Annotated in this window: 20 protein-coding genes and 2 pseudogenes; 16 read left to right on the top strand and 6 right to left on the bottom strand. The window is 67.5% G+C overall.

Going from position 1 to position 25479, the window contains the following annotated elements; all coding sequences use genetic code 11:
* Positions 1 to 140: 140 nt before the first annotated feature.
* Positions 141 to 2110 (top strand): annotated as a pseudogene (locus AB8P05_RS28675) (PhoX family protein).
* Between the two features lie 120 nt (positions 2111 to 2230).
* Here the strand turns inward: AB8P05_RS28675 and putA are convergent.
* The 3 genes from putA to AB8P05_RS28660 all read right to left on the bottom strand — a co-directional run bounded on the left by putA (position 2231) and on the right by AB8P05_RS28660 (position 7723).
* A complete protein-coding gene (gene putA / locus AB8P05_RS28670) occupies positions 2231 to 5953 on the bottom strand; it encodes a trifunctional transcriptional regulator/proline dehydrogenase/L-glutamate gamma-semialdehyde dehydrogenase (RefSeq protein ID WP_472761832.1) in 3723 nt (1240 codons plus the stop codon).
* A gap of 371 nt (positions 5954 to 6324) precedes the next feature.
* The gene (locus AB8P05_RS28665; RefSeq protein ID WP_455175897.1) at positions 6325 to 6939 is read right to left on the bottom strand and encodes a metal-dependent hydrolase; all 615 of its coding nucleotides are present in this window, start codon (positions 6937 to 6939) and stop codon (positions 6325 to 6327) included.
* A 196-nt stretch (positions 6940 to 7135) separates the two neighbouring features.
* On the bottom strand, positions 7136 to 7723 hold the full coding sequence (locus AB8P05_RS28660) for a DUF1003 domain-containing protein (RefSeq protein WP_472761831.1): 588 nt from the start codon (positions 7721 to 7723) through the stop codon (positions 7136 to 7138).
* A gap of 160 nt (positions 7724 to 7883) precedes the next feature.
* Between AB8P05_RS28660 and AB8P05_RS28655 the strand changes: the two genes are divergently transcribed.
* From AB8P05_RS28655 to AB8P05_RS28625, 7 genes are all read left to right on the top strand, one after another.
* Positions 7884 to 8183, top strand: coding sequence for a hypothetical protein (locus tag AB8P05_RS28655; RefSeq protein WP_455175895.1), 300 nt, complete (start codon positions 7884 to 7886; stop codon positions 8181 to 8183).
* 399 nt (positions 8184 to 8582) lie between these two features.
* Positions 8583 to 9923: a glycosyltransferase family 87 protein gene (locus AB8P05_RS28650; protein WP_472761830.1), complete on the top strand. Its 1341-nt coding sequence runs from the start codon at positions 8583 to 8585 to the stop codon at positions 9921 to 9923.
* A gap of 99 nt (positions 9924 to 10022) precedes the next feature.
* Positions 10023 to 10640: a hemerythrin domain-containing protein gene (locus AB8P05_RS28645; protein WP_472761829.1), complete on the top strand. Its 618-nt coding sequence runs from the start codon at positions 10023 to 10025 to the stop codon at positions 10638 to 10640.
* A 101-nt stretch (positions 10641 to 10741) separates the two neighbouring features.
* Complete coding sequence (locus AB8P05_RS28640) at positions 10742 to 11914, top strand: zinc-dependent alcohol dehydrogenase (protein WP_472761828.1); 1173 nt, start codon at positions 10742 to 10744, stop codon at positions 11912 to 11914.
* A gap of 9 nt (positions 11915 to 11923) precedes the next feature.
* Positions 11924 to 12478 (top strand): cyclase dehydrase, encoded by a 555-nt coding sequence (locus tag AB8P05_RS28635; protein ID WP_472761827.1) that lies wholly within the window; start codon positions 11924 to 11926, stop codon positions 12476 to 12478.
* 5 nt (positions 12479 to 12483) lie between these two features.
* On the top strand, positions 12484 to 13989 hold the full coding sequence (locus tag AB8P05_RS28630; RefSeq protein WP_472761826.1) for a nitrilase-related carbon-nitrogen hydrolase: 1506 nt from the start codon (positions 12484 to 12486) through the stop codon (positions 13987 to 13989).
* Positions 13986 to 14489: a DprA-like winged helix domain-containing protein gene (locus AB8P05_RS28625; RefSeq protein ID WP_472761825.1), complete on the top strand. Its 504-nt coding sequence runs from the start codon at positions 13986 to 13988 to the stop codon at positions 14487 to 14489. Before AB8P05_RS28630 ends, AB8P05_RS28625 begins: the two co-directional genes overlap by 4 nt.
* Positions 14490 to 14520: 31 nt before the next feature.
* Here AB8P05_RS28625 and AB8P05_RS28620 read toward each other — a convergent pair whose 3' ends face one another.
* On the bottom strand, positions 14521 to 14940 hold the full coding sequence (locus AB8P05_RS28620; RefSeq protein WP_472761824.1) for a hypothetical protein: 420 nt from the start codon (positions 14938 to 14940) through the stop codon (positions 14521 to 14523).
* Between the two features lie 233 nt (positions 14941 to 15173).
* Between AB8P05_RS28620 and AB8P05_RS28615 the strand changes: the two genes are divergently transcribed.
* Complete coding sequence (locus AB8P05_RS28615; RefSeq protein ID WP_472761823.1) at positions 15174 to 16268, top strand: mechanosensitive ion channel family protein; 1095 nt, start codon at positions 15174 to 15176, stop codon at positions 16266 to 16268.
* A 33-nt stretch (positions 16269 to 16301) separates the two neighbouring features.
* Here the strand turns inward: AB8P05_RS28615 and AB8P05_RS28610 are convergent, their stop codons facing one another.
* Positions 16302 to 17612: an MFS transporter gene (locus tag AB8P05_RS28610; RefSeq protein ID WP_472761822.1), complete on the bottom strand. Its 1311-nt coding sequence runs from the start codon at positions 17610 to 17612 to the stop codon at positions 16302 to 16304.
* Positions 17613 to 17794: 182 nt separating this feature from the next.
* Here AB8P05_RS28610 and cyoA point away from each other — a divergent pair, with 182 nt between their 5' ends.
* From cyoA to AB8P05_RS28575, 7 genes are all read left to right on the top strand, one after another.
* Positions 17795 to 18904 (top strand): ubiquinol oxidase subunit II, encoded by a 1110-nt coding sequence (cyoA, locus tag AB8P05_RS28605; protein WP_472761821.1) that lies wholly within the window; start codon positions 17795 to 17797, stop codon positions 18902 to 18904.
* 14 nt (positions 18905 to 18918) lie between these two features.
* Positions 18919 to 20916: a cytochrome o ubiquinol oxidase subunit I gene (gene cyoB / locus AB8P05_RS28600; protein WP_472761820.1), complete on the top strand. Its 1998-nt coding sequence runs from the start codon at positions 18919 to 18921 to the stop codon at positions 20914 to 20916.
* A gap of 24 nt (positions 20917 to 20940) precedes the next feature.
* Positions 20941 to 21579, top strand: coding sequence for a cytochrome o ubiquinol oxidase subunit III (cyoC, locus tag AB8P05_RS28595; RefSeq protein ID WP_044553647.1), 639 nt, complete (start codon positions 20941 to 20943; stop codon positions 21577 to 21579).
* The gene (gene cyoD, locus AB8P05_RS28590) at positions 21576 to 22007 is read left to right on the top strand and encodes a cytochrome o ubiquinol oxidase subunit IV (RefSeq protein WP_472761819.1); all 432 of its coding nucleotides are present in this window, start codon (positions 21576 to 21578) and stop codon (positions 22005 to 22007) included. Before cyoC ends, cyoD begins: the two co-directional genes overlap by 4 nt.
* Positions 22004 to 22774, top strand: a complete 771-nt coding sequence (locus AB8P05_RS28585; protein ID WP_472761818.1) for an SURF1 family protein — start codon at positions 22004 to 22006, stop codon at positions 22772 to 22774. Before cyoD ends, AB8P05_RS28585 begins: the two co-directional genes overlap by 4 nt.
* Positions 22775 to 22878: 104 nt before the next feature.
* Positions 22879 to 24156, top strand: a complete 1278-nt coding sequence (locus AB8P05_RS28580; protein ID WP_455175881.1) for an ATP-binding protein — start codon at positions 22879 to 22881, stop codon at positions 24154 to 24156.
* Positions 24143 to 24709 carry a response regulator transcription factor gene (locus AB8P05_RS28575; protein WP_455175880.1) on the top strand — a complete coding sequence of 189 codons (567 nt, stop codon included), beginning with the start codon at positions 24143 to 24145 and terminating at the stop codon, positions 24707 to 24709. The genes AB8P05_RS28580 and AB8P05_RS28575 overlap by 14 nt, the downstream gene beginning before the upstream one ends.
* 19 nt (positions 24710 to 24728) lie before the next feature.
* Here AB8P05_RS28575 and AB8P05_RS28570 read toward each other — a convergent pair.
* Positions 24729 to 25478: pseudogene (locus AB8P05_RS28570) on the bottom strand (CgeB family protein); the annotation flags it as partial.
* Position 25479 lies beyond the last annotated feature (1 nt).

The raw sequence follows: 25479 nt of genomic DNA, 5'->3' as shown, positions 1-25479 counted from the left end.
GGCAATCGATTAGGCCCGCTCCGTCGCGCGAGCCCGCCCCATCCTGCTCGCCTTCATTCAACACCAACATTACCGTAACATCGCTGTCATCACCCCCGCCTAAGGTGCGCTCAAACTTCCACCCCCGGGGGACAAGAGACATGAGCGACGCCAAGGGCTATCAGGCCGCCGAAGACATCGGCAGCAATCCGACCGAAAACCCCACTATGGGCGACATCATCGCCGCGCGCTTCGGCCGCCGCGACATGCTGCGCGGTGCGCTGGCGGTTTCCGCCATTTCCGCCGTCGCAGGCCCCGCCGCTCTGGCGGCGCTGTCGAAGGAAGCCGCGGCCGAAGCCGCCAAGCCGTCCTTCACCTTTTCGGAAGTCGCCTTCGGCGTCGATGAAACCCACCATGTCGCCCCCGGCTACAGCGCCGACGTGCTGATTCGCTGGGGCGACCCGGTGGTCCCCGGCGCCCCGGCCTTCGACCCGCTGAAGCAGTCGGCGGCGTCCCAGGCGCTGCAATTCGGCTACAACAACGATTATCTCGGCTTCGCGCCGCTGCCGCGGGGAGCAAGACCCCCGATCACGGCCTGCTGTGCGTCAATCATGAGTACACCGACGAAGAGGTGATGTTCCCCGGTCTGGGCGGCGAACAGCAGGAAGCCAAATTCGCCAAGATGACCAAGGAACTGGTCGATATCGAAATCGCCGCTCACGGCGGCAGCGTGGTCGAGGTGAAGAAGGTCGGCGGCAAGTGGACCTATGATCCCGCCTCCAAGTACAACCGCCGCATCACCGGCGAGACCGAGTGCGCCATCTCCGGCCCCGCCGCCGGCCATGATCTGATGAAGACCTCCTACGACCCGACCGGGACCAAGGTCCGCGGCATGCTGAACAACTGCGCCGGCGGCATGTCGCCGTGGGGCACCTGGCTGACGACGGAAGAGAACTTCAACGGCTATTTCTGGTCGGATGAGGAAAAGCCCAAGGGCGACCGCTACGGCGTGCCCGGCAAGTGGTACAACTGGGGCGTCTATCACGACCGTTTCAACGTCGCCAAGGAACCCAACGAAGCCAACCGCTTCGGCTGGATCGTCGAAATCGACCCCTACGACCCGACCTTCACCCCGATCAAGCGCACGGCGCTGGGCCGCTTCAAGCATGAGGCCTGCTCCATCGCCGTCAACAAGGACGGGCGGGTGGTCGCCTACATGGGCGACGACGAGCGGTTCGATTACGTCTACAAATTCGTCTCGGCCAAGAAGTATGTCGAAGGCGACCGCGCCCACAACATGACGCTGCTGGACGACGGCGTGCTGCACGTCGCCCGTTACAACGCCGACGGGTCGCTGGAATGGCTGCCGCTGGTGCATGGCCAGAACGGCCTGACCGCCGACGCCGGCTTCAAGGATCAGGGCGAAGTGCTGATCAAGGCGCGTCTCGCCGCCGACAAGCTGGGCGCCACAAAGATGGACCGCCCGGAAGACGTCGAGGTCAACCCGAAGACCGGCGCCATCTACGTCATGCTGACCAACAACTCCCGCCGCAAGGCCGAACAGGTGGACGCCGCCAACGACCGCGCGGGCAACCTGTGGGGCCAGGTGGTGGAAATGATGCCGCCGGACGGCGACCACGCCGCCACCAAGTTCACCTGGAGCATTCTGCTCAAGGGCGGCAATCCCAAGGACGGCGAGGTGGGGGCGATGTTCAACCCCGCCACCTCCGACAATGGCTGGTTCTCCTGCCCCGACAATTGCGCCATTGATCACCAGGGGCGGCTGTGGATCACCACCGACCAGGGCGAAGGCTGGTTCAAGGCGTCGGGCAAGGCCGACGGCGTTTACGCGGTGGAGACCGAAGGCGCACTGCGCGGCAAATCGATGATGTTCTTCCGCGTGCCGGTGGGGGCGGAAATGTGCGGGCCGGAATTCGCGCCCGACGACAAGACCCTGTTCGTCGCGGTGCAGCACCCGGCCACCGACGGTGTCGAGCTTTACAAGCCGTTCGGCCGCAAGTCGACCTTTGAAGACCCGGCGACCCGTTGGCCTGACTTCAAGCCCAACATGCCGCCGCGCCCGTCCGTCGTCGCCATCACCAAGCAGGACGCCGGCGTGATCGGGTCGTAAGGCACCGTCGCTTTCCCTCTTCCTCTGGGGAGAGGGAAAGCGACGGGTTGCTCCTCAAGGCGTGAGGCATATGCCAGCGGTCATCGATGATGACCGCTGGCATGACTTATTGGACCGTCCTCAGCTCATCGCCACCAGGCTGGCGTTGCCGCCGGCCGCCGTGGTGTTGGTGCTGAGCGAGCGCTCGTTCATCAGCCAGGCAATCTCCACCCCCTCGCCGCCGGCCGGCACGCCCTGGGTCAGGACGATGGGGCCGGGCAGTTCGGCGATGCGGCGGCTGGCGGCCAGCAGGCGGGCGGCGTCACCCTCCACCAGCGCGCCGGCCAAGGTGCCGAAGGACAGCCAGTTCGCGCTCACCCGGACCCGGGCGGCGAGTTCCGCCGGCAGGCTGGCGAGACGGGCGGTCACCGCGCCGTCGCCATCCACCACCACCTCGTTTCCGGTGGCGAGCGCCGCCCCCAGCAGCCGGTACAGCCCGTCCTCCGTCTGCGGCAGCAGCAGGATGCGACCGCGCGGGATCAGGCTGTAGACGTTGCTCTCACCCACCGGGCCGGCCAGTTCGACGCTGCCGCCGACGGGAGAGCGCTTCGCCAGCGTCCGTACGTCGGTGGCGATCTCCGCCTTGCCCTGGTCGGCCAGCCAGCCGGCGAGGGCGTGGGCCGGCGCACGTACGGCGTCGCTGCCGCGCAACCCCAGCTCCAGAGACGGACGTACGGACAGCAGGCGCGACAGGTACAGCGGGCCGCCGGCCTTGGGACCGGTGCCGGACAGGCCATGGCCGCCGAAGGGCTGTACGCCCACCACTGCGCCGATGGTGTTGCGATTGACGTACAGGTTGCCGGCCTCGATCCGGCTGGTCACCCGGTCGATGGTAGCATCGATGCGGGTGTGCAGGCCGAAGGTCAGGCCATAGCCGGTGCCGTTGATGGCGTCGATCAACCGGTCCAGATCGTCGCGGCGGAAGCGCAGCACATGCAGGACCGGGCCGAACACCTCGCGCTCCAGGTCGGCGATGCCGTCGATCTCGATGATCGTCGGAGCGACGAAGGTGCCGTTGGCGGTCTCCGCCGGCAGCGGCAGCGACTCCACCCGGCGGCCCTTGGCCCGCATCGCCTCGATGTGGCGCGTGATGCCGTCGCGGGCCTCCGCGGTGATGACCGGGCCGACGTCGATGGCCAGCCGGTCGGGGCTGCCGATGCGCAGCTCCCGCATCGCGCCCTTCAGCATGGTCAGCGTGCGGTCCGCCACATCCTCCTGCAGGCAGAGGATGCGCAGAGCCGAGCAGCGCTGGCCGGCACTGTCGAAGGCCGACGCGATCACGTCGCCCACCACCTGTTCGGCCAAAGCCGACGAGTCGACGATCATGGCGTTCTGGCCGCCGGTCTCGGCGATCAGCGGGATCGGCGCGCCTTCCGGCGACAGGCGTTCGGCCAGCTGGCGCTGGATCAGGCGGGCGACTTCGGTGGAGCCGGTGAACATCACCGCGCGGGTGCCAGCATGGCCAACCAGGGCGGCGCCGACCTCGCCTGCGCCGGGCAGAAGCTGGACCGCGCCGGTGGGGACGCCGGCGGCGTGCAGGATGCGCACGGCCTCGGCGGCGACCAGCGGGGTTTCCTCCGCCGGCTTGGCCAGCACCGGGTTGCCGGCGGCCAGCGCCGCGGCGACCTGACCGGAGAAGATGGCGAGCGGGAAGTTCCAGGGGCTGATGCAGACCACCGGCCCCAGCGGCAGATGGGTGTCGTTGTTGAAGCCGTCGCGCACCTGGGCACCGTAGTAGCGCAGGAAGTCGATGGCCTCGCGCACCTCGGCGATGGCGTTGGCGGTGGACTTGCCGGCCTCGCGGATGATGAGCCCCAGCAAGGTCGGCATGCGCGCCTGCATCATGTCGGCGGCACGGAACAGGCAGGCGGCGCGCTGGGCCGGCGGGGTGGCCGCCCAGACCGGTGCCGCCGCTTCGGCGAACAGGAAGGCGTCGGCGATCTCGGCCGGCGTGGCTTCCACGCAGTGGCCGACCACGTCGCGGTGGTCCGCCGGGTTCAGCACCGGCTGGGCAGCTCCGCGGCGCTCGCCGTCCGCCAGCAGCGGGGCGGCGGTCCAGGCGACGGCGGCGCTGTCGCGCAGCGCGGCGGACAGGTCGGCCAGCGTGGTCTCGTTCGACAGGTCGAGGCCGGCGGAGTTCGCCCGCTCCGCCCCGTAGAGGTCCTTGGGCAGGGCGATCAGCGGGTTCTTCTCGCCCACCGGCAGGGCGGCACGGGCCTGAGCCACCGGGTCGGCGACCAGATCGTCAATCGACACGCTCTTGTCGGCGATGCGGTTGACGAAGGAGCTGTTGGCGCCGTTCTCCAGCAGGCGGCGGACCAGATAGGCCAGCAGGGTCTCGTGCGTGCCGACCGGGGCATAGACGCGGCAGGGCCGATTCAGCGGACCGACCACCTCCTTGTAGAGCGGCTCGCCCATGCCGTGCAGGCACTGGAACTCGTACTGGCCGACCTTGAACTCTCCGCCGATGTGGGCGGCCATCCGGTAGATGGTGGCCAGCGTCTGGGCATTGTGGGTGGCGAACTGCGGGAACACCGCGTCGGGAGCGCCCAGCAGCCGGCGGGCGCAGGCGACATAGGACACGTCGGTGTGCAGCTTGCGGGTGTAGACCGGGAAATCCTCCAGCCCGTCGACCTGGGCGCGCTTGATCTCGCTGTCCCAATAGGCGCCCTTCACCAGACGCACCATCAGCCGGTGGCCGCTGCGCCGGGCCAGATCGACGATGAAGTCGATGACGTAGGGGCAGCGCTTGCCATAGGCCTGGACGACGAAGCCGATGCCGTTCCAGCCCTTCAGGTCCGGGTCGAAGCACAGCGATTCCAGCAGGTCGAGCGACAGCTCCAGCCGGTCGGCCTCCTCGGCGTCGATGTTCAGGCCGATGTCGTAGCGGCGGGCCAGCCGGGCCAGCTCGGTGACGCGCGGCAGCAGCTCCGCCATCACGCGGTCCGCCTGGGCGCGGGAATAGCGCGGATGCAGGGCCGACAGCTTGATCGAGATGCCGGGGCCGTCATAGATGCCGCGCCCGGCCGACGCCTTGCCGATGGCATGGATCGCCTTTTCATAGTCGGCGTAATAGCGGTCGGCATCGGCGGCGGTCGTCGCCGCCTCCCCCAGCATGTCGTAGGAATAGCGGAAGCCCTCCGCCTCCATCTTGCGGCTGTTGGACAGCGCCTCGTCGATGGTCTGGCCGGTGACGAACTGCTCGCCCATCATCCGCATGGCGAAATCTACGCCGCGGCGGATCAGCGGCTCGCCGCCGCGCAGGATCAGCTTGGTCAGGGCGGACGACAGAGCCTGCTCACCGCCGAAGCCGTCACCCAGCACGCCCGTCACCTTGCCCGTGACCAGCAGCCCCCAGGTCGCGGCGTTCACGAACAGCGACGGGCTGTTGCCGAGATGGGCGCGCCAGTCGCCGCCGGCGATCTTGTCGCGGATCAGCGCGTCGCGGGTGGCGCGGTCGGGAATGCGCAGCAGCGCCTCCGCCAGACACATCAGCGCCACGCCTTCCTGGCTGGACAGGCTGTATTCGTGGATCAGCCCCTCCACCCCGCGCCCCTGCGGCTTGGCACGCAGGGCCGCAATCAGCGACCGCGCGGTCTGGGCCGCCGCCGCGGTCACCTCGGCCGGCAGGGTCGCCTGCTCCACCAGCCACGCCACGCAGTCCGGCTCCGGCCGGCGATAGGCGGCGGTGATCGCCTGACGCAGCGGACTGGCCGGACGGACGACGGGGGCGAAGGCGGCGAAGGGGCCGGTGCCGCTGGAGAAGGACGGCTCGGAGGCGGGGGCAACGCTCGGGTCGATCATCTGGTTCATCGCGTGGCTGGCTCGGGTCGGGGGCTTGGGGCGGAAGCGTGGGAAAACTCATGGCCGGCGCTGCGCAATGGCCGGTCCGATGCCTGTCAGGCTAACCGATTTTCCCGGATCCTTGCCATCTGGTATTTTGCCGATTTTTCCGATGTTAATCCTGTATGAATAGGTCATAACAGAACTTAATTTGGGTTCTGCGGCAAAATCTCAGAACATATTGGCGGTTTGACGCCATAGGCTGGGCGCATCCGCACTCAGACCGAACAAAGTTCGGACAGCATGCGCGCTTCACCGCGAATCCATCGAGAATGGCAGGGTAAATCGGAGTTTTATCGGCGACGTGGCGAAAGCGCCCGAACGGGCGGCGCTCAGCCCTTCAGCGGCTTCGTGCGGCTGCTTTCCGGCGGCTTGCGCACGGGAACAGGGGGCGCGGACTTCTCGCCGCCCTCCCCCAGATAGGTCTGGGCCGCGGCGACGACGGAGCGCCAGGGGCGTTCCAGCGGGAACTGCGGCCAGCCGCCGGCGAACAGGCCGGAAATCATCCAGCCCGCCATCAGCGTCACCGCCAGCTGTTCGGAAAAGCCGCCGGTCTTCAGCACCGGCAGGGCGAAGTTGCGCCGCCGCTTGATCGGCCACAGCAGCGGCAGCCCGGCCGGCGTCAGCAGGTCACCGGCCAGATGGGTGAGGTAACCGACGATGAAGGGGATCAGCAGGTGTTGGTAGGCCGCATGCTCATGCAGAACCCACAGGCATCCGGCAATGGCGAGCGCCGAATGGGTGACGCCGCGATGTCCGAAGATGTTGGAGACCGCGGTGGACAGCGGCTTCACCATCTGTCCCAGAGTCGATTTCGGATGATCGATGTCCGGCGCCAGCGCCCCCAGAATCGCCGCGCCGAAGGCGACCGGGTCGAAGGCCATCCCGTACCGGCTCGACAGGTAGAACCAGGTGGCGCCACCGACGATTATGTGAGAGGACGCCATCACCGTCGGTCACCGGGGGCCTTAAGCTGGTCTCTGTCGGGACGTGGTCTGTGCCAAGCCCGAAATGGGGGTAGCGTGACCTTAGGCTATTCTTCGCCTCCAGAACAATATCGCAAGCAGGACGGAGGGATTCCCTAAACGCATAACCTCCATGCGTTCGGCAACGGTGGGTTGCCGGATGGCTCCGCGACGACCGTCATTTCCGCTCGGTCTCCGCCCGGGTGGCCTCGATCTCGTCCAGCACGGCATCGGGAGCGACGTCCTGCCGGATGACGTCCAGCTCCGCGTCGACCTCCGTCTTCACCCCCAGATGGTCGGCGATGGAAGAGACCAGCGTCACCAGCCGCGTCACCTCATGTTCGGCCAGCAGGCTGATCTGCAGGTCCAGGTCGGCACGCTTGTCCGACACCGCGGCCATGCGGTTCTGGCTGATGAGGACGAAGGTGGACAGGAAGATCGCCTCGACCGACGCGATCATCGCCAGCACGACGAAAGACGGATCCCACGGTCTGACGACCGGGATCCAACCCAGATTGATCAGGATCCAGCCGCCGAACAGCAGCAGGTGCAGATAGACGAAGCGCAGGCTGCCGGTAAAGCTGGTGATGCGGTCGGCGATGCGGTCCTGCAGCGTGGCCTCCACCTCCTCCCGCTTGCGGCGGGCCTGAAGCGCCTGGATGTTGCGCTCCAGCACAGCGCTGAGGCCGGGGGTCTGGGGTGGCGGATAGGTGGGTGGGCCGCCGCTGCGCCCGGCGCCGGCTGCGGTGTGCGAAGGATTTGCCATCGTGTTGGTCTCCAGACTCGGGGGCGGCCATCCAGGCCTGCCGCCCTCCGACAACCACGGCCCCGGATGGTCGTTCCGGCCCCACGCCGTCCGGCCATGTCCGGAACTCCCGACCGGACGGCATGTTGGCCGAAGGGCGAACACCAACCGGGAGGACAGCATGGAAAACGACACGGATAAGGATCGCGACCGGCAGGTCTCCAACGCCGACAGCCCAAATCCGGGCGCCCAGGGCGGCGGGCCCGTCACCCCCGGCCGGGCCGGCCAGGGCATGGGCGTGGGGACCGGCAGCGCCGACGAGTTGCCGCACACCGTCGGCGGCGGCCCTTCCACCACCGTCACCGTCGGCGAGGGCACCGGGCAGCGCCGCGACCTGCCCGACCAGCACGCCGCCCCGCCGACACCCAAGGACAATGCCGGCAAGCGCCCGCGCAACCGGGAGGAAGGCAAGCCGGGTTGACCGGCATCCGGTACCGGCGAGCGCACGGCACAGGCTATCAGGCGCTCGCCGGCTATTCCCGCCCGCGGCCATCCTCTCCGACGGGGTTCGAACTCATCCAGCCTGGAAGCGGCCTTGTAATGGGATACCGCAGCAGATGAGTGGACACTAAGTCCGATGTGGTCGAACCATCACCCAAGATGGCTCGGACACACGGAAATGTATCGTCAACGCAATGGCATTAATCCTGCCCACAACCGGTGGGACATGTTCCAAAAGACAGCCTCCTGACCTAGCCTTTCGCCCCGAACGTCCAACGCTGCGAAGCGTCGATGAACAGACGATCAAAGATCGGGAGCGACGGGAATGGATGCTGGTGGGTACCAGGACTTTGGCAGAGCAGATGCCAGGAATCGACTGATGCCGGCAGTCACAATCACGTCAGTATTCCTGCTCCTCATCATCCTATTGTTCGATATCGTCCTGAAGCCGTTTCTCGACTCCACCAGCCTGACAGAATGTTCGATCTCCGATGTCCTCCAGTTGATCTTCGTCGGTTCGCCCGCCCGGCTTCCGCTGGATTCCTGGGAACCGATGATGAAGGCCTTCGACTGGCTGCATCAGCATCTCGGGGAGAATGTCTATGAGGCGATCTTCTTCGTCGAGCATGTGAAGTTCCAGTATCCGCTGACCTCCCTTCTCCCGATGGAGGCGATGGCGTCGGTCGGCCTGCTGCACCTTCGGGTCTACACCCTGGTCAACCTCATCCTCACCTGCGTCACGGCACTCGGCATGGGCGTTCTCATGCTGGATCTGGCGGCTCGGCTTGGACTGTCCGGCCCGTCCGATACACCGTCCGCGCGTCTGAAGCTGGCCGGCCTCGGCGTGCTTGCGACACTGGGTTTCTTCCCGGTGGCGAAGGCATTCTCGGTCGGCCAGATCCAGGTCTGGCTGAACGCGGCGTTCGTCCTGTCGGCCGTCTTTTACGCCCGTAACCGCCGCTGGGCGGTCGGCATGCTGCTGGGCCTGTCGACGCTGATCAAGCCGCAGATGTCGCTGTTCCTGCTGTGGGCGCTGCTGCGCAAGGAATGGCGGATCGCCGGGGGCTGGGCGGTCGTCGTGGCGGTCGGCGGCACGGTGACGGCGATGCTGTACGGGGTGAAGCCGATGCTGACTTATCTGGACGTCCTGTCCTTCATCGGCGCCCATGGCGAGGGCTACTATTCCAACCAGACGCTGAACGGGCTTCTGAACCGGCTGCTCCACAACGGCAACAACGTGCAATGGCTGGGCGACGCCTTCGCCCCGCACCATCCGCTGGTTTATTGGGCAACCCTGTCCTCCGGTCTGCTGTTCATCGGCTTCGGCCTGCTGTGGCGCCGGCACGACGACAGCGGCAACGGGATCCTGTCCTTCGCGATGGCCGGCATATGCTTCACGGTCGGATCGCCGGTCGCCTGGATCCATCATTTCGGCATTCTGCTGCCCGCCTTCGCCATCGCCTTCCTTGCCGTGGCGGGGACTGCGGCGGAATGGCCGCGGGCGGCGAAGCGCAATTTCCAACTGCTCGGCGTCGCCTTCCTTCTCACCGCCGTCGACGCCTTCAAGCCGGCGAACGCCTTGGCGGACACGCCGTTCAACATCCTGCAGTCCTACATGTTCTTCGGCACGCTGATCCTCATGACGGTGCTGTGGCGTGTGGCGGCACCGGTTCGCCAGGGCCGGCCGCTATCGTTCCCGCAGGCGGCGCTGCCGGGCTGACGCGCTCCCGGGCCGCCCGGCGGAACGCCGGGGCTCACGCACCTGTTGGTGGAGCAGACGTATCAACCGTCAGGCCAACCGGCAGGAAGGAGCCCAGACATGCCACGCTACACGCCACGCTATCCGGACACAGGTCATTCGCATGAGGACGGCACGGGCTGGCTGTCGGCCCGCGGGCTGGCGATGATGGCCGGCGGAGCGGCGCTGGCCCTGGTGGCGAGCCGGTTGCTGCCGCCGGTGGTGGCGCAGCTGGCCGGCACTGCCCGCCATGCCGCCGGCCGCGACGGCATCGACGCGCTGATCGACGACCACCGCCACATCCAGGCGCTGCTGGTGGAGATCGTGCAGACGCCCATCGACGCGCCCACCCGCCGCACGCAGCTGCTGCTCCGCCTGAAGCGCCGGCTCGCCGCCCACGCCATGGCGGAGGAGGACGTCGTCTATCCCCTGCTGCACGACCAGGCGCGGAAGGAGGAGGACGCCAAGCACCTCTACGGCGAACATGCCGAGATCAAGATGCATCTCTTCACGCTGGAACAGACGCCGAAGGACGATCCGCACTGGCTGGCCGTGGCGCTCGACCTGAAGCGCATCGTCGACGGCCATATCCGGCAGGAGGAGGAGATCGACTTCCCCGCCCTGCGCAACAGCATGGACGACCGCCAGACCGCCGTCATGTCCGGCGGCGTCGCCCGCGAAAAGGCGCTGATCCTCTGACTTTCCCCTTAAGGCGCTAGGCCGGCGAGTAACGGAACGCTCCGTCCGCCGGCCCTGTTGCCAAATGGCGACCAACAGGCAGCCGATAAGGGAAGAATTCCATGAGAGCACTGGTCTGGCACGGCGCCAACGACATCCGCTGCGACACGGTCCCGGATCCGGAGATCGAGCATCCGCGCGATGCCATCGTCAAGGTGACGACCTGCGCTATCTGCGGGTCCGATCTTCACCTGCACAATCATTTCATGCCGGGCATGGAGAAGGGCGACATCGTCGGCCACGAATTCATGGGCGAGGTGATGGAGGTCGGGGCGGAGGCCAAGGGCGCGCTGAAGGTCGGCGAACGGGTGGTGGTGCCCTTCACCATCTGGTGCGGCGAATGCGACCAGTGCAAGCGCGGCAACTATTCGGTCTGCGAACGCTCCAACCGCAACAAGGCGCTGGCCGACAAGGTGTTCGGCCACACCACCGCCGGGCTGTTCGGCTACACCCACCTGACCGGCGGCTATGCCGGCGGGCAAGCCGAATATGTGCGGGTGCCGATGGCCGACCGCACCCACATCAAGATCCCCAGCGGGCTGACCGACGAGCAGGTGCTGTTCCTGGGTGACATCTTCCCCACCGGCTGGCAGGCCGCGGCGCAGTGCGACATCCAGCCGGACGACACGGTGGCGATCTGGGGCTGCGGCCCGGTCGGGCAGATGACGATCCGCAGCGCCATCCTGCTGGGCGCCAAACAGGTCATCGCCATCGACCGCGTGCCGGAACGGCTGGCGATGGCCAAGGCCGGCGGCGCCATCACCATCAATTTCGAAGAGGAAAGCGTCGTCGAACGGCTGAACGAGCTGACCGGCGGCAAGGGTCCGGAGAAATGCATCGACGCCGTCGGCATGGAGGCGCACGCCACCGCCACGCTCGACAGCATGATGGACCGCGCCAAGCAGGCGCTGATGCTGGAATCGGACCGCGCCCATGTGCTGCGCGAGATGATCTATGTCTGCCGCCCGGCCGGCACGCTGTCGATCCCCGGCGTCTATGGCGGGCTGATCGACAAGCTGCCCTTCGGCATGTCGATGAACAAGGGCCTGACCTGGCGCATGGGCCAGACCCACGTCAACCGCTGGACCGACGACCTGCTGAACCGCATCCAGGAAGGACAGATCGACCCGTCCTTCGTCATCACCCACACCGTTCCGCTCGATCAGGGCCCCGAGATGTACAAGACCTTCCGCGACAAGCGGGACGGCTGCATCAAGGTGGTCCTCAAGCCCTGAGGTGACGACATGGCCTATTACAACCGCTCCTCGACCGGAGATACCCTCGCCCGCGGGCTGGGCTGGTTCAGCATCGGCCTCGGTGTCGCCGAACTGATGGCCGGCCGCAGCATCGCCCGCTGGATGGGGATGGAGGACAAGACCAACCTGATCCGCGCCTATGGCGTGCGGGAGATCACCACCGGCGTCGGCCTGCTGGCTCTCGGCGATCCCAAGCCCTGGATCTGGAGCCGCATCGCCGGCGACGCCGTCGACATGGCGACGCTCGCCGCCGGGATGCAGGACAATCCCCGCGCCGGCAATGCCCGCATCGCCTTCGGCGCGGTGGTGGCGGCGACGGCGCTGGACGTGGTCTGCGCCCAGAAGCTGTACCAGGAGGAAGCCTATTACCGCAGCCTGCCGGTGCCGGACTACAGCGACCGCAGCGGCTTTCCCCGTTCGATCTCCGCCATGCGCGGTTCAGCCAGCGACGCCCCCATCGGCGAGGACATGCGGACGCCGAAGATCCTGCAGTTCCAGCCGGCCCAGAGCCAGGTCGCCCAAAGCCAGACGGCAAGCCCCTGACGCACATGCATCCCGCCGACCTGTTCATGGCCTTATGGCGCCGGCTGCAGGAGCATCGCGACGAGGTCCGCATCCTTGCCCAGGGGCTGGAGGCGGACCATGCGCGGGCCGGCCGTCTGGCCGGCGAGGCGGCAGGGCAGTTTCGGCAGGGGGCTGCCGCACTGGAGGCGTGGGTCGGGGACGGAACGGACCTGGAGCGCGTGCTGGCGGCGGCGCAGGCCATCGACGGGTGGTTCGCGCCGCTGGCCTCCCGCCATGACGTCCATGCCGAGGATCCGCTCCCGGCCGACCGGCTGGAGGCGCGCCGCCGCTTGACCCGCGACGGCCGCTTCAACGCCGATCCGGCTGACGGCCAGCTGATCCTGCGCCCCGGCCTGCTGGAGCGCGCCATGAACATCCGGGAGACGGCACCGCCGGGCGCCGATCCGGAGGCTTTCGACCCCGTCGACCTGTTCGCCGCCCTGCTGGCGGTGCCGCCCAGCCTGACCATCGAGGCGGAGCGCAAGGGCGACCCCGACCGCCGCATCGCCGTCGAATACCGCCGCATCGCCGCCGTGTCCGACCAGAGCCCGAGCGATCCCGCCTGGACGCCGGTCATCGGCGTCGTTCCCCTGGCGGAGGCGGAGGAAGACCTCGCCATCCACCAGTTCCGCCGCGACGGCGAGGACTGGTACGACCCCATCGCGCGCGAGCTTGGCCGCCGCGCCGCCGACGCCATCGCCGGGCTGGCGGAGCGCGGGGCGAACTTCGTGCTGTTCCCGGAGGTTTCCGTCACGGCCGGCACGCTGGACGCGATCCGGCAGGCGCTGCGAGCCCAGGCGGTGGATGGGCCGATCCGCTACGCCCTGGTCGGCGTGAAGGAGGAGGCGGAGAGCGGTGGACGGCCGCGCAACCGGGCATTGCTGCTCGACCGCTGTGGCACGGTGATCGCCGGCCAGACCAAGCTGCATTGCTGGGACCTGGACAGCGACCAGTGCCGCTCCTACGACCTGCGCGACCGCAACGGGCGGCTGCTGGACTGCGCGCGCGAGGATATCGAGACCGGCGACCGCTTCACCCTGTTCGAGCTGCCGGACCTCGGCCGGCTCGCCGTCGCCATCTGCGAGGATCTGGGGCGCTCGGAGCCCAGCGCCTGGATCGCATCGGGCATGATGGTGGACTGGCTGGTCACCCCGGTGATGGACAGCGGCCTGACCACCGAGCGCTGGCAGGCGAAGGAAGGCGGCGCCTCGTCGCGCGCCGGATACTGCCGGGTGATCGTCGCCAACAGCATGGCGCTGTCGCACCGCTTCAACCGCTACTGCCGCAGCAATGGCGAAGAGGACAAGATCATCGAGGAGTGCGGCGTCGCCCTGCTGTTCCAGCCGCGGGCCAGCCAAGCCAGCGCGCCACGCATCCGATGCCTGACCCTGCCGCTGGCCGACCCGTCCCCCGGCTTTGTCTGCGCCGGCTGGACGCCCGGCCGCTGGCCCGCCCTGCCCGATCCCGAACAGGAGGAGTGCAGCGAATGAGCGCACTGGAGCCGGCGCTGCGGTCGCTGACCGACGCGCTGCTGGAGGCCGTCGGGCGGCGGGACTGGGCGGTGGCGGATGCCGAGCTGGAAACGCTGGCGCAAGAAGCCGTCGCCGCCATGGTGGCGAACCGGACCGAGGACCTCGCCACGCTCGCCCGGCTGGTGGCGCGCTGCCACACCGCTCTGTCGCTGACCGAAGAGTTGGACGGCGAGGCGATGCACCGGCTGGGACAATTGCGGGTGCTGGCGCTGACGATCGCCGCCGCCCGCGCCCGCACCCCGCCCCGCCCGGCCGATGCGCTCCGCGCCCCCGGCACGCCGGCCGCCACGGTCCTGTCGGCGCTGGGCTCCGGCCCGCAGACCTGCCCCGCTCTGGTCGAGGCCACCGGACTGGCGGCGGAGGAGGTGGGAAGCGCCCTGCCGGAACTGCGCGCCGCCGGCCTCGTCCGCTCCTGGCCGGCGGGACGGCTGATGGTCAACGCGCTGCGGTCCGGCTGACCTGATCGACTTGGCCTCAATCCACCGGGCCTCAATCCACCTGGAACGTGTTCCGCAGCGTCCCGTCGGCGTTGACCATCTGGTAGCGGCCGTCGGGCAGCCGGTAGATCTCCATGCATTGCTGGCGGGGATCCGCGTCCAGCATCAGGCAATAGCGGTCGCCCGAGACCGTCCAGCGCCCGTATTCGTTGCCCTTGGCACCGGAAATGACGATCGACCCATCCTTGGAAAACCGGTTCATGTAGGACTTGCCGCGCGGGTTGACGATGCTCAGCGTGTGGCCGCCCAGCAGCGTGGAGACCTCCGGCCCGGTCAGGCGCTGGGCGCCCGGCTTGCGGAAGTCGGGTTCGATCCCGGCGCAGGCGGACAGCCCCGCCAGAAGGGCCAGCGCGGCGAGCGGCAGCCGCTTGCGCATCGGCGCCGGAATGGTCGCGCGGGGGAAAGCTTGCATCGGTCTGGTCGCCTTGTCCGGTTGTCGCATCCTGCAAGATTGGCGGCGCGGTCCCTGCCGACAAGCGTTGCCTCCTCCGGCCAGGGCCTTCCCCCGACGCTTTATACCCGGCGGGCGGGCCGGCACCCGGATGGCACGGCGGCCCGAACCAAATCCCGGCCGGCATGTTCTTAACCGGGATGACGGCCGGGGGCGCCACGCCCCCTCTCCTTATCACGGATCAGCAGGAACCGATGGACTCTCCGATCTCTCCCACGGTCGCCGCCTTCCTGGCGCCGGTCTTCGCCGTGACCATCGCGATTGCCGTTCACGAAGTGGTGTGGCGGGTGTTGCAGCGGCTGTTCCGCCCGACCAACGCACCGGTGCTGAGCCGGGTCGTCACGGCCGGCCGCACCGCCACCCGTTTCGCGGTGATCTTCGCCGCCCTTCTCGCCTCGGTGCCGGCGCTGCCGCTGCCCTCCGGCGCCATGGAGATGCTGGCCCGCGCCGTCGGCATCTGCTTCATCGGCGCGCTGGGCTGGGCCATCGCCGGCAAGGTCGGGGCGGTGTTCGACGCCTATCTGGACCGCAGCGGCCCGAACGAACGCGGATTTGAATGGCGACGGCGGCGGACCAAGCTGACGGTGTTCCGGCGGCTGGCCCTGCTGACCGTCATGGGCATCACCGCCGGCTTCATGTTGATGACCGTGCCGCTGGTGCGGACCATCGGCATCAGCCTGTTCGCCTCGGCCGGCGTCGCCGGCATCGTGCTGGGCATCGCCGCCCGGCCGACCATCGCCAACCTGATCGCCGGCATCCAGATCGCCTTGACCCAGCCGATCCGAATCGGCGACTCGGTGGTGGTCGAGGGCGAGTGGGGCAACATCGACGAGATCACCTCGACCTATGTCGTCGTCCGCATCTGGGACGACCGGAGGCTGATCGTTCCGCTGGGGTATTTCCTGGAGAAGCCCTTCCAGAACTGGACCCGCGACGCGCCGAACATCCTGGGCTCGGTGATGCTGTATGTCGATTACTCGGTGCCGATCCCGGCGCTGCGCGACCATCTGCGGAAGGTGCTGGACAGCACCAGCCTGTGGGACAAGCGGGTATGGAACCTGCAGGTCACCGACCTGAAGGAGCACACGATGGAGCTTCGCGCCCTGGTCAGCGCCCCCGACGCCGGCACGGCCTGGGACCTGCGCTGCCTCGTGCGCGAGGAGATGATCCGCTTCCTGACGGAACAGTATCCGGGATCGCTGCCGCGCGAACGGCTGGATCTGGCGCGGCCAGCACCCGGATCCGCCGGCGGGCGGCTGGTGCCCATGGAGGCTGACGGGCAGGCCTGAGCCCGCCCGTTGCCACTCAGCTGGCCGTCCCCGTCACGAGGACAGGGTCTTGTTGATCCGCAGCGCCACCAGCGTGCAGACCGCACCCGACAGCAGGTAGAGGCCGGACGCGACCAGCCCGAACTGGCTGGACAGGTACAGCGCCACGAAGGGTGCAAAGCCCGCCCCGAACAGCCACGCCAGATCGGAGGTCATGGCCGAGCCGGTGTAGCGGTACTGCTGGCTGAAGCCGGACGCCACCGATCCCGACGACTGGCCGAAGGACAGGCCGAGGATGATGAAGCCGACCACCATGAACACCGCCTCGCCGGTCTGCCCGGCGTCGAGCAGCAGGGGTGCGAAGCCGCTGAACACCGCGATGGCGGCGGCGCAGCTGCCCAGCAGGGTCCGCCGCCCGACCCGGTCGGCGATGTAGCCGGAGGCGACGATGGCGGCGATGCCGAAGGCGGCGGCGATCACCTCGATCACCAGGAAGGTCCCGGTCTCGTGCTGCGCGTTCAGGAAGATCCAGGACAGCGGGAAGACGGTGACCATGTGGAACAGGGCGAAGCTGGCCAGCGGCGCGAAGGCGCCGATCACCACGCGCTTGCCCTCCATCTGCAGCGTCTCCACCACCGGGGCGGGCTGCAGTTCGCGGTTCCGGAACAGCCGCTCGAACTCCGGCGTCTGGACCAGACGCAGCCGGGCGAACAGCGCCACCACGTTGATGGCGAAGGCGACGAAGAAGGGATAGCGCCAGCCCCAGGCGAAGAAATCCTCCGCCGACAGGCTGTTGACCATGTAGGCGAACAGGCCGCTCGCCACGATCAGGCCGATGGGCGCGCCCAGCTGCGGGATCATCGCATACCAGCCACGCTTGTTCTCCGGCGCGTTCATCGCCAGAAGCGAGGCCAAGCCGTCCCAGGTGCCGCCCAGCGCCACGCCCTGCCCGATGCGGGACAGCGCCAGCAACCAGGCGGATGCGACGCCGATCGCCTCATATCCCGGCAGGAAGGCCAGCGCCACCGTCGACCCGCCCAGCAGGAACAGGGCGATGGTCAGCTTCGCGCTGCGCCCGTAATTGTCGTCGATGGCCATGAAGATGAAGGTGCCGATCGGCCGCGCGACGAAGGCCAGCGCGAAGATGGCAAAAGACCAAAGCGTGCCTGTCAGCGGATCGACATAGGGAAACACCAGCTTCGGGAAGACGATCACGGAAGCAATGGCGTAAACGAAGAAGTCGAAGAACTCGGATGTTCGGCCGATGATAACGCCGATGGCGATTTCTCCGGGGTTAACCCCGTGATGCCGCGCGTTCACCAGCCTCGCATCCCGTTCGAACGCCGCGGTAGATGAATTCATCATGTCGGCTCCGGCTGCGTTATTTCGCTTGCGATGATCCGTAGATCATACAATATGTCACCGCAACATTCGGTGACCTGTCAAGCGCGCAGGAGTCGGGGCATTGGACAAATTGTCCAATGTCGCCGCTGGGGCATGGACGCTAGCTGTCTCCCCAAAGCAAACCTTATGATACAGGTCCTGCCTTGAGCCGTTATCGCGCAATCGCCCTGCTGCCAGTGATGGCGGCGTTGAGTGGCTGCAACCTGGTCGTGCTGAACCCGGCCGGCGACGTTGCCAGCCAGCAGGGAGACCTTGTGGTCATCTCCACCCTGCTGATGCTGCTGATCATCGTCCCGGTCATGGCGCTTACCGTGCTGTTCGCCTGGCGTTACCGTCAGTCCAATAACACGGCCCGCTACGAACCGGACTGGGACCATTCGACGCAGCTCGAACTGGTGATCTGGGCAGCCCCGCTGCTGATCATCATCTGCCTGGGGGCCATCACCTGGGTCACCACCCACAAGCTCGACCCCTACCGTCCGCTCGACCGCATCGCGGCCGACAAGCCCCTGCCGGCCGGCGTGAAGCCGCTGGAGGTGCAGGTGGTGGCGCTCGACTGGAAATGGCTGTTCGTCTATCCCGAATACGGCATCGCGTCCGTGAACGAGATGGCGGCGCCGGTGGACCGGCCGATCCGCTTCAGCCTCACCGCCTCGACGGTGATGAACTCCTTCTACGTTCCGGCGCTGGCGGGCATGATCTACGCCATGCCGGGCATGGAGACGAAGCTCCACGCCGTGATCAACGAGCCGGGGACCTACAAGGGCTTCTCGTCCAACTACAGCGGTGCGGGCTTCTCGCACATGCGCTTCGCCTTCCACGGCCTGTCGGACCAGGATTTCGACGGCTGGGTGGCCAAGGTGAAGTCGGCGGCCAACCCGCTCGACCGCAACGCCTACATCGCGCTTGAAAAGCCGAGCGAGGCGGTCCCGGTCCAGCATTTCGGCACCGTCGATCCGAAGCTGTTCAGCGCCGTCGTCAACATGTGCGTGCGTCCCGGCACCATGTGCATGAGCGACATGGCCGCCATCGACCGTGCGGGCGGGCTGAACGCCGGCGGCATGGCCGTTGCCAACGCCATCCTGCGCGGCAACACGCTGACCGGCTTCCCGGACACGCAGCCGACCGGCCTGTGCACCGTCGCCGAGGCGGTCGAAGCCGCCGCAAACTCGGGCGCCGTGCAGCGCCCCATCGTCACGCCGATCAGCGCGTCCGCCTCCCAGGCCGGGCCGCAGCGGCTGGCCAATCCCTGATTGGGCACACCGGCATGCTAGAGACACTGTCGACCTTCCTGTTCGGGCGCCTCAGCCTGAACTCCTTCCCCTATCACGAGCCGATCGTGGTCGCGACCTTCTTCGCGGTCATGCTCGGCGGCATCGCGCTGGTCGCGGCCCTCAGCTACTTCAAGCTGTGGGGCTACCTGTGGCGGGAGTGGTTCACCACCGTCGACCACAAGCGCATCGGCATCATGTACATGATCCTGGGCCTCATCATGCTGCTGCGCGGCTTCGCCGACGCCATCATGATGCGCGCCCAGCAGGCCATCGCCTTCAACGGCAGCGAGGGCTACCTCAACGCCCATCACTACGATCAGGTCTTCACCGCCCACGGTGTGATCATGATCTTCTTCGTCGCCATGCCGCTGGTGACGGGCCTGATGAACTATGTCGTGCCGCTGCAGATCGGCGCGCGCGACGTGTCCTTCCCGTTCCTGAACAATTTCAGCTTCTGGATGACCGTCGGCGGCGCCGTGCTGATCATGGCCTCACTGTTCGTGGGCGAGTTCGCGCGCACCGGCTGGCTGGCCTATCCGCCGCTGTCGGGGATCGAGGCCAGTCCCGACGTCGGGGTCGATTACTACATCTGGGCCTTGCAGGTGGCGGGCGTCGGAACGACGCTGTCGGGCATCAACCTGATCTGCACGATCGTGAAGATGCGCGCCCCCGGCATGACCATGATGAAGATGCCGGTCTTCACCTGGACCTCGCTCTGCACCAACGTCCTGATCGTCGCCTCCTTCCCGGTCCTGACCGCCGTGCTGGTCCTGCTGTCGCTTGACCGCTATGTCGGCACCCATTTCTTCACGAGCGACATGGGCGGCAACCCCATGATGTACGTGAACCTGATCTGGATCTGGGGCCACCCGGAAGTCTACATCCTGATCCTGCCCTGCTTCGGCATCTTCTCGGAGGTGACCTCCACCTTCTGCGGCAAGAGGCTGTTCGGCTACACCTCGATGGTCTACGCGACCGTCGTCATCACCATCCTGTCCTACCTGGTGTGGCTGCACCACTTCTTCACCATGGGCTCCGGCGCCAGCGTGAACTCGTTCTTCGGCATCACGACGATGATCATCTCGATCCCGACGGGTGCGAAGATCTTCAACTGGCTGTTCACCATGTACCGCGGCCGCATCCGGTTCGAGCTGCCGATGATGTGGACGGTCGCCTTCATGCTGACTTTCGTGATCGGCGGCATGACCGGCGTGCTGCTGGCGGTTCCGCCGGCCGACTTCGTGCTGCACAACAGCCTGTTCCTGATCGCCCACTTCCACAACGTCATCATCGGCGGCGTGCTCTTCGGCCTGTTCGCCGGCATCTACTACTGGTGGCCCAAGGCCTTCGGCTTCCGCCTGGATCCGTTCTGGGGCAAGGTGTCCTTCTGGTTCTGGGTGATCGGCTTCTACGTCGCCTTCATGCCGCTCTACGTCCTGGGCCTGATGGGCGTCACCCGCCGCCTGCGCGTGTTCGAGGACCCGTCGCTGCAGATCTGGTTCCAGATCGCCGCGGTCGGCGCCGTCCTGATCGCCATCGGCATCGGTGCCTTCCTGGTCCAGATCGCCGTCAGCGTCCTGAAGCGCCGCCAGCTGGTCGACGTCACCGGCGACCCGTGGGACGGCCGTACCCTGGAATGGGCGACCTCCTCGCCGCCTCCGGGCTACAACTTCGCCTTCACGCCGGTGATCCACGACAATGACGCGTGGTGGGACATGAAGAAGCGCGGCTATGCCCGTCCGCTGGACGGCTACCGCCCGATCCACATGCCCAGCAACACCGGCACCGGCGTGATCCTGGCCGGCATCAGCACCGTGCTCGGCTTCGCCCTGGTCTGGCATATCTGGTGGCTGGCGGCGCTGAGCTTCATCGGCCTGCTGGTGGTCGCCATCAGCCATACCTTCAACTACAACCGCGACTTCCACATTCCGGTGGAGGAGGTCGTTCGGACCGAGAACGAGCGGACCCGTCTGCTCGCGGGACAGGTGTAAAGCATGACGACGACCGTTGAAGCCATGCATGGCGGTCACGCGGGGCACGATGCCCCGCGCGACGCCACCCCGCCCGTCTTCTATGTGAGGGACGAGCACGCCCACGAAGCCGCCAGCACCGCGCTCGGCTTCTGGATCTACCTGATGAGCGACTGCCTCATCTTCGCGGTCCTGTTCGCGACCTACGGCGTGCTGGGCACCAGCTACGCCGCCGGTCCGACGCCGAAGGAGCTGTTCGACCTGAATCTGGTGGCGCTGAACACGGCGATGCTGCTGTTCTCCTCCATCACCTACGGCTTCGCCATGCTGGCGATGGAGAAGGGCCGCACCGCCCAGACCCAGGGCTGGCTGGTCGTGACGCTGCTGTTCGGCCTCGCCTTCCTCGGCATCGAGCTGTACGAGTTCGCGCACCTGATCCACGAAGGGGCCGGCCCCGGCCGCAGCGCCTTCCTGTCGGCCTTCTTCACCCTGGTCGGCACCCACGGCCTGCACGTCACCTTCGGCTGCATCTGGCTGGTGACGCTGATGGTCCAGGTCGCCCGCCGCGGCCTGATCCCGGCCAACCGCCGGCGCCTGATGTGCCTCAGCATGTTCTGGCACTTCCTGGACGTGATCTGGATCGGTGTCTTCACCTACGTCTATCTGATGGGAGTGCTGCGATGAGCACCCACGCGCACGGCGACCACCACGCCCATCAGGGCCACGGGCATCAGGGCCATGGTCACGGCCACGACGATCATGGCCACGGCCACCCGGAAGGCGCCCACGGCACCTTCGGCAGCTACATGATCGGTTTCGTCCTGTCGGTCATCCTGACGGTCATTCCGTTCTGGCTGGTCATGAACGGCACGCTGGACAAGGAAACCACCACCGTCGTCATCCTGGCGCTGGCCGTGGTCCAGATCGTCGTTCACATGGTGTATTTCCTGCACATGAACGGCCGCGTCGAGGGCGGCTGGTCGATGCTGGCGATGATCTTCACGATCATCGTCGTGGTCATCATGTTCGCCGGTTCGCTGTGGGTGATGTACCACATGAACCACAACATGATGCCCGGCATGAACACCCCGGACATGAGCAAGCTGCCGTGACCGGACAGCCGTCCGCGCCCCGTGCGGGCGGCACGGCCAAGGGGGCCCGCCCGGTCTGGGCGCTGGCCCTCTTCGGCCTTCTGGCGCTGGCCGGCATCGCCGGCCTGACCGCGCTCGGCGTCTGGCAGCTGGAGCGGCGGGCCTGGAAGCTCGACCTGATCGAGCGGGTGGAAACCCGCATCCACGCCTCTCCGGCCCCCGCTCCGGGGCCGGAAGCCTGGCCGGCCGTCTCCGCCGCGTCGGACGAATACCGCCGGGTCGCCGTCACCGGCCGCTTCCTGCACGACCGCGAAACGCTGGTGCAGGCGGTCTCCGACCTCGGCGGCGGATTCTGGCTGCTGACGCCGCTGGTCACCGACCGCGGCTTCACCGTCCTGGTCAACCGCGGCTTCGTGCCCCCGGAAAAGCGCGATCCCGCGACCCGTGCCGAGGGACAGCCGCAGGGCGAGGTGACCGTCGCCGGCCTTCTGCGCGTCACCGAGCCGAAGGGCGGCTTCCTGCGCAGCAACGACCCGGCCGCCGGGCGCTGGTATTCCCGCGACATCGCCGCCATCGCCTCGGCCAAGGGGCTGGAGCGGGCCGCCCCCTATTTCATCGACGCCGACTCCGCCCGCAATCCCGGCGGCTGGCCGGTCGGCGGGTTGACCGTGGTCAGCTTCCCCAACAGCCATCTCGGCTATGCGCTGACCTGGTTCGCGCTGGACCTGATGCTGATCGCCGCCGTCCTGTTCGTGATCCGCAGCGAGATGCGGCGCAGGCGGGCGTAACGCGGGCATAAAGGAAAAGGACGTCCTAAAACTCCCCTCCCGCCGGTAACTCTCTATATAAGTCGGTGGACTGATGAACCGCGGCGAGGAACAGGACGTCTTTCGTGCGTGACACCACCGACCGCAAAAACCTGTTCCTGCTCGTCCAGCTGCGTTGGCTCGCCGTCGTCGGGCAGATCGTGACGATCCTGATCGTCCATCTGCAGATGGGCATCCGGCTGCCGCTGCTGCCGATGGCGGCGGTGATCTTCGTCCTGGTCGCGCTGAACATCGCCAGCCTGATCCACATCCGCCGCAGTTCGGCCGTGTCCAACACACAGCTGTTCCTGGAACTGCTGATCGACGTCTGGGCGCTGACCCTGCAGCTCTATCTCAGCGGCGGCGCGTCCAACCCCTTCATCTCGCTCTATCTTCTTCAGGTGGCGCTGGGTGCCGTGCTGCTGGAGGCATGGTCGGCCTGGGCGCTGGTGCTGGTGGCGACCGCCGGCTTCACCTGGCTGACCGGCACCTACCAGCCGCTTCCCCTGCCCCATGCCCATGAGGGCGAGCTGTTCAGCCTGCACATCCAGGGCATGTTCATCTGCTTCGTGCTGGCGGCGAGCCTGCTGGTCCCCTTCCTCACCCAGATCAACCGCAACCTGCGCGCCCGCGACGCCTATCTGGCCGAACTGCGCCAGCGCTCGATGGAGGAGGCGCACATCGTCCGCATGGGCCTGCTGGCCTCGGGTGCGGCGCACGAGCTGGGCACGCCGCTCGCCACCCTGTCGGTGATCCTCAACGACTGGCGCCGCATGCCATCGCTGAAATCCGACCCCGACCTGGCGGACGAGATGGCGGAGATGCAGAACCAGATCGACCGCTGCAAGGCCATCGTGTCGGGCATCCTGCTGTCGTCCGGCGAGGCGCGCGGCGAGGGCACGGTGCGCACCACGGTGAAGAGCTTCCTCGACGATCTGGTGCAGGACTGGCTGTCCAGCCGCTCCCCCGGCCGGTTCGAGTACGACAACACCGTCGGCCCGCAGGAGCGGATGATCGCCGACCTCGCCCTGAAACAGGTGCTGTTCAACGTGCTGGACAACGCGCTGGAGGCGTCGCCGGGCTGGATCGGCGTCGCAGCGCTGCGGCAGGGTGACAATCTGGTGGTGGCGGTCAACGATTCCGGCCCCGGATTCGATCCCGCCATCCTGGAGGAGCTGGGCAAGCCCTACCGCTCCACCAAGAAGCGGCCGGGCAGCGGGCTCGGCCTGTTCCTGGTGGTCAATGTGCTGCGCAAGCTGGGCGGCACCGTCTCGGCCAAGAACCGGGCCGGCGGCGGCGCCACCGTGACGCTGACCCTGCCGCTGGCCGCCCTGTCGCCGGGAGGCGCCGATGGAGACGACTGAGCAGGAGATGCCCGAGCTGGACGGCGGCCCCCGCACCCTGCTGATCGTCGAGGACGACGCCGCCTTCGCCCGGGCGCTTCGCCGGTCTTTTGAGCGCCGCGGCTACGAGGTGCATGCCTGCGCCGGTCTGGAGGAGATGCGCGAGCTTCTGCAGACGATGCAGCCCGACTTTGCCGTGGTCGACCTGAAGCTCGCCACCGGCTCCGGCCTGGAATGCGTGAAGGAACTGCACGAGGCGGACGAGGACACCCGCATCGTCGTGCTGACCGGCTTCGCCAGCATCGCCACGGCGGTTGAGGCGATCAAGCTCGGCGCCTGCCACTATCTGGCCAAGCCGTCCAACACCGACGACATCGAGGCGGCGTTCGACCGCACCGAAGGCGACACCTCCATCGCCCCCGCCGCCCGCACCACCTCGATCAAGAACCTGGAGTGGGAGCGCATCCACGAAACGCTGGTGGAGACCAACTTCAACATCTCGGAGACGGCGCGGCGGCTGGGCATGCACCGCCGCACGCTGGCCCGCAAGCTGGAGAAGAAGCGGGTGCCGTGAACCGTCGATTTGCCCCCACCTAACCTCCCCGCTGGGCGGGGAGGGACTGCCGCCGCTCTCCAATCAGGCGCCTGCCCCTCCCCCGCCCAGCGGGGAGGGTTGGGGTGGGGGCAAGCCCCCGCTCCACCGCCGCAACCAGCTCCGTCTCCAGCGTCTCGGCCCGATGCGCCGCGGTGTGCGCCGCCAGGATCCGCCGCCGCGCCTGTTCGCCGATCTCGCCCTCCGCCGCGGGCCGGCACAGCACCTCCAGCACCTCGTCGGCGCTTTCCGCCAGGATGATCTCCCGCCCTGGCTCCAGCAGCGTGTCGATGCCGTCCCAGATGTCGGAGATGATCGGCGTGGCGCAGGCCGCCGCTTCGAACAGGCGGACACTGGGGCTGTAGCCGGCGCGGATCATGTCCTCGCGCGTCACGTTCAGGGTGAAGCGGCTCGCCGCGTAGAAGGCGGGATGGTCGGCCGGCGGCACATGGTGCAGCCGCTCCACATTGGCCGGCCAGACGATGTCGTCCGGGTACTGCGGCCCGGCGACGACGAAACGCAGCTCCGGTGCCCGCCGCGCCGGCTCCAGCAGCAGGCGGTCCAGCGTCGGCTGGCGGTCGATGCTGTAGGTGCCGAGATAGCTGAGGTCCCAGCGCTTGGGCACCGGCAGCGGCGCGTAAGCCTCCGCATCCACCGAGCAATAGAGCGCGCGGGCGGCCGGCGAACCATACTGCTCCATCAGCCGGTCGAGCGTCGGCCCGCCGGTGAAGGAGAAATACACATCAAAGCCG

The sequence above is a fragment of the Azospirillum sp. VT-I1 genome (assembly GCF_055698305.1).
Note: the sequence above shows the minus strand (reverse complement) of the source record. Positions and strands in the feature narration are given on the sequence as shown.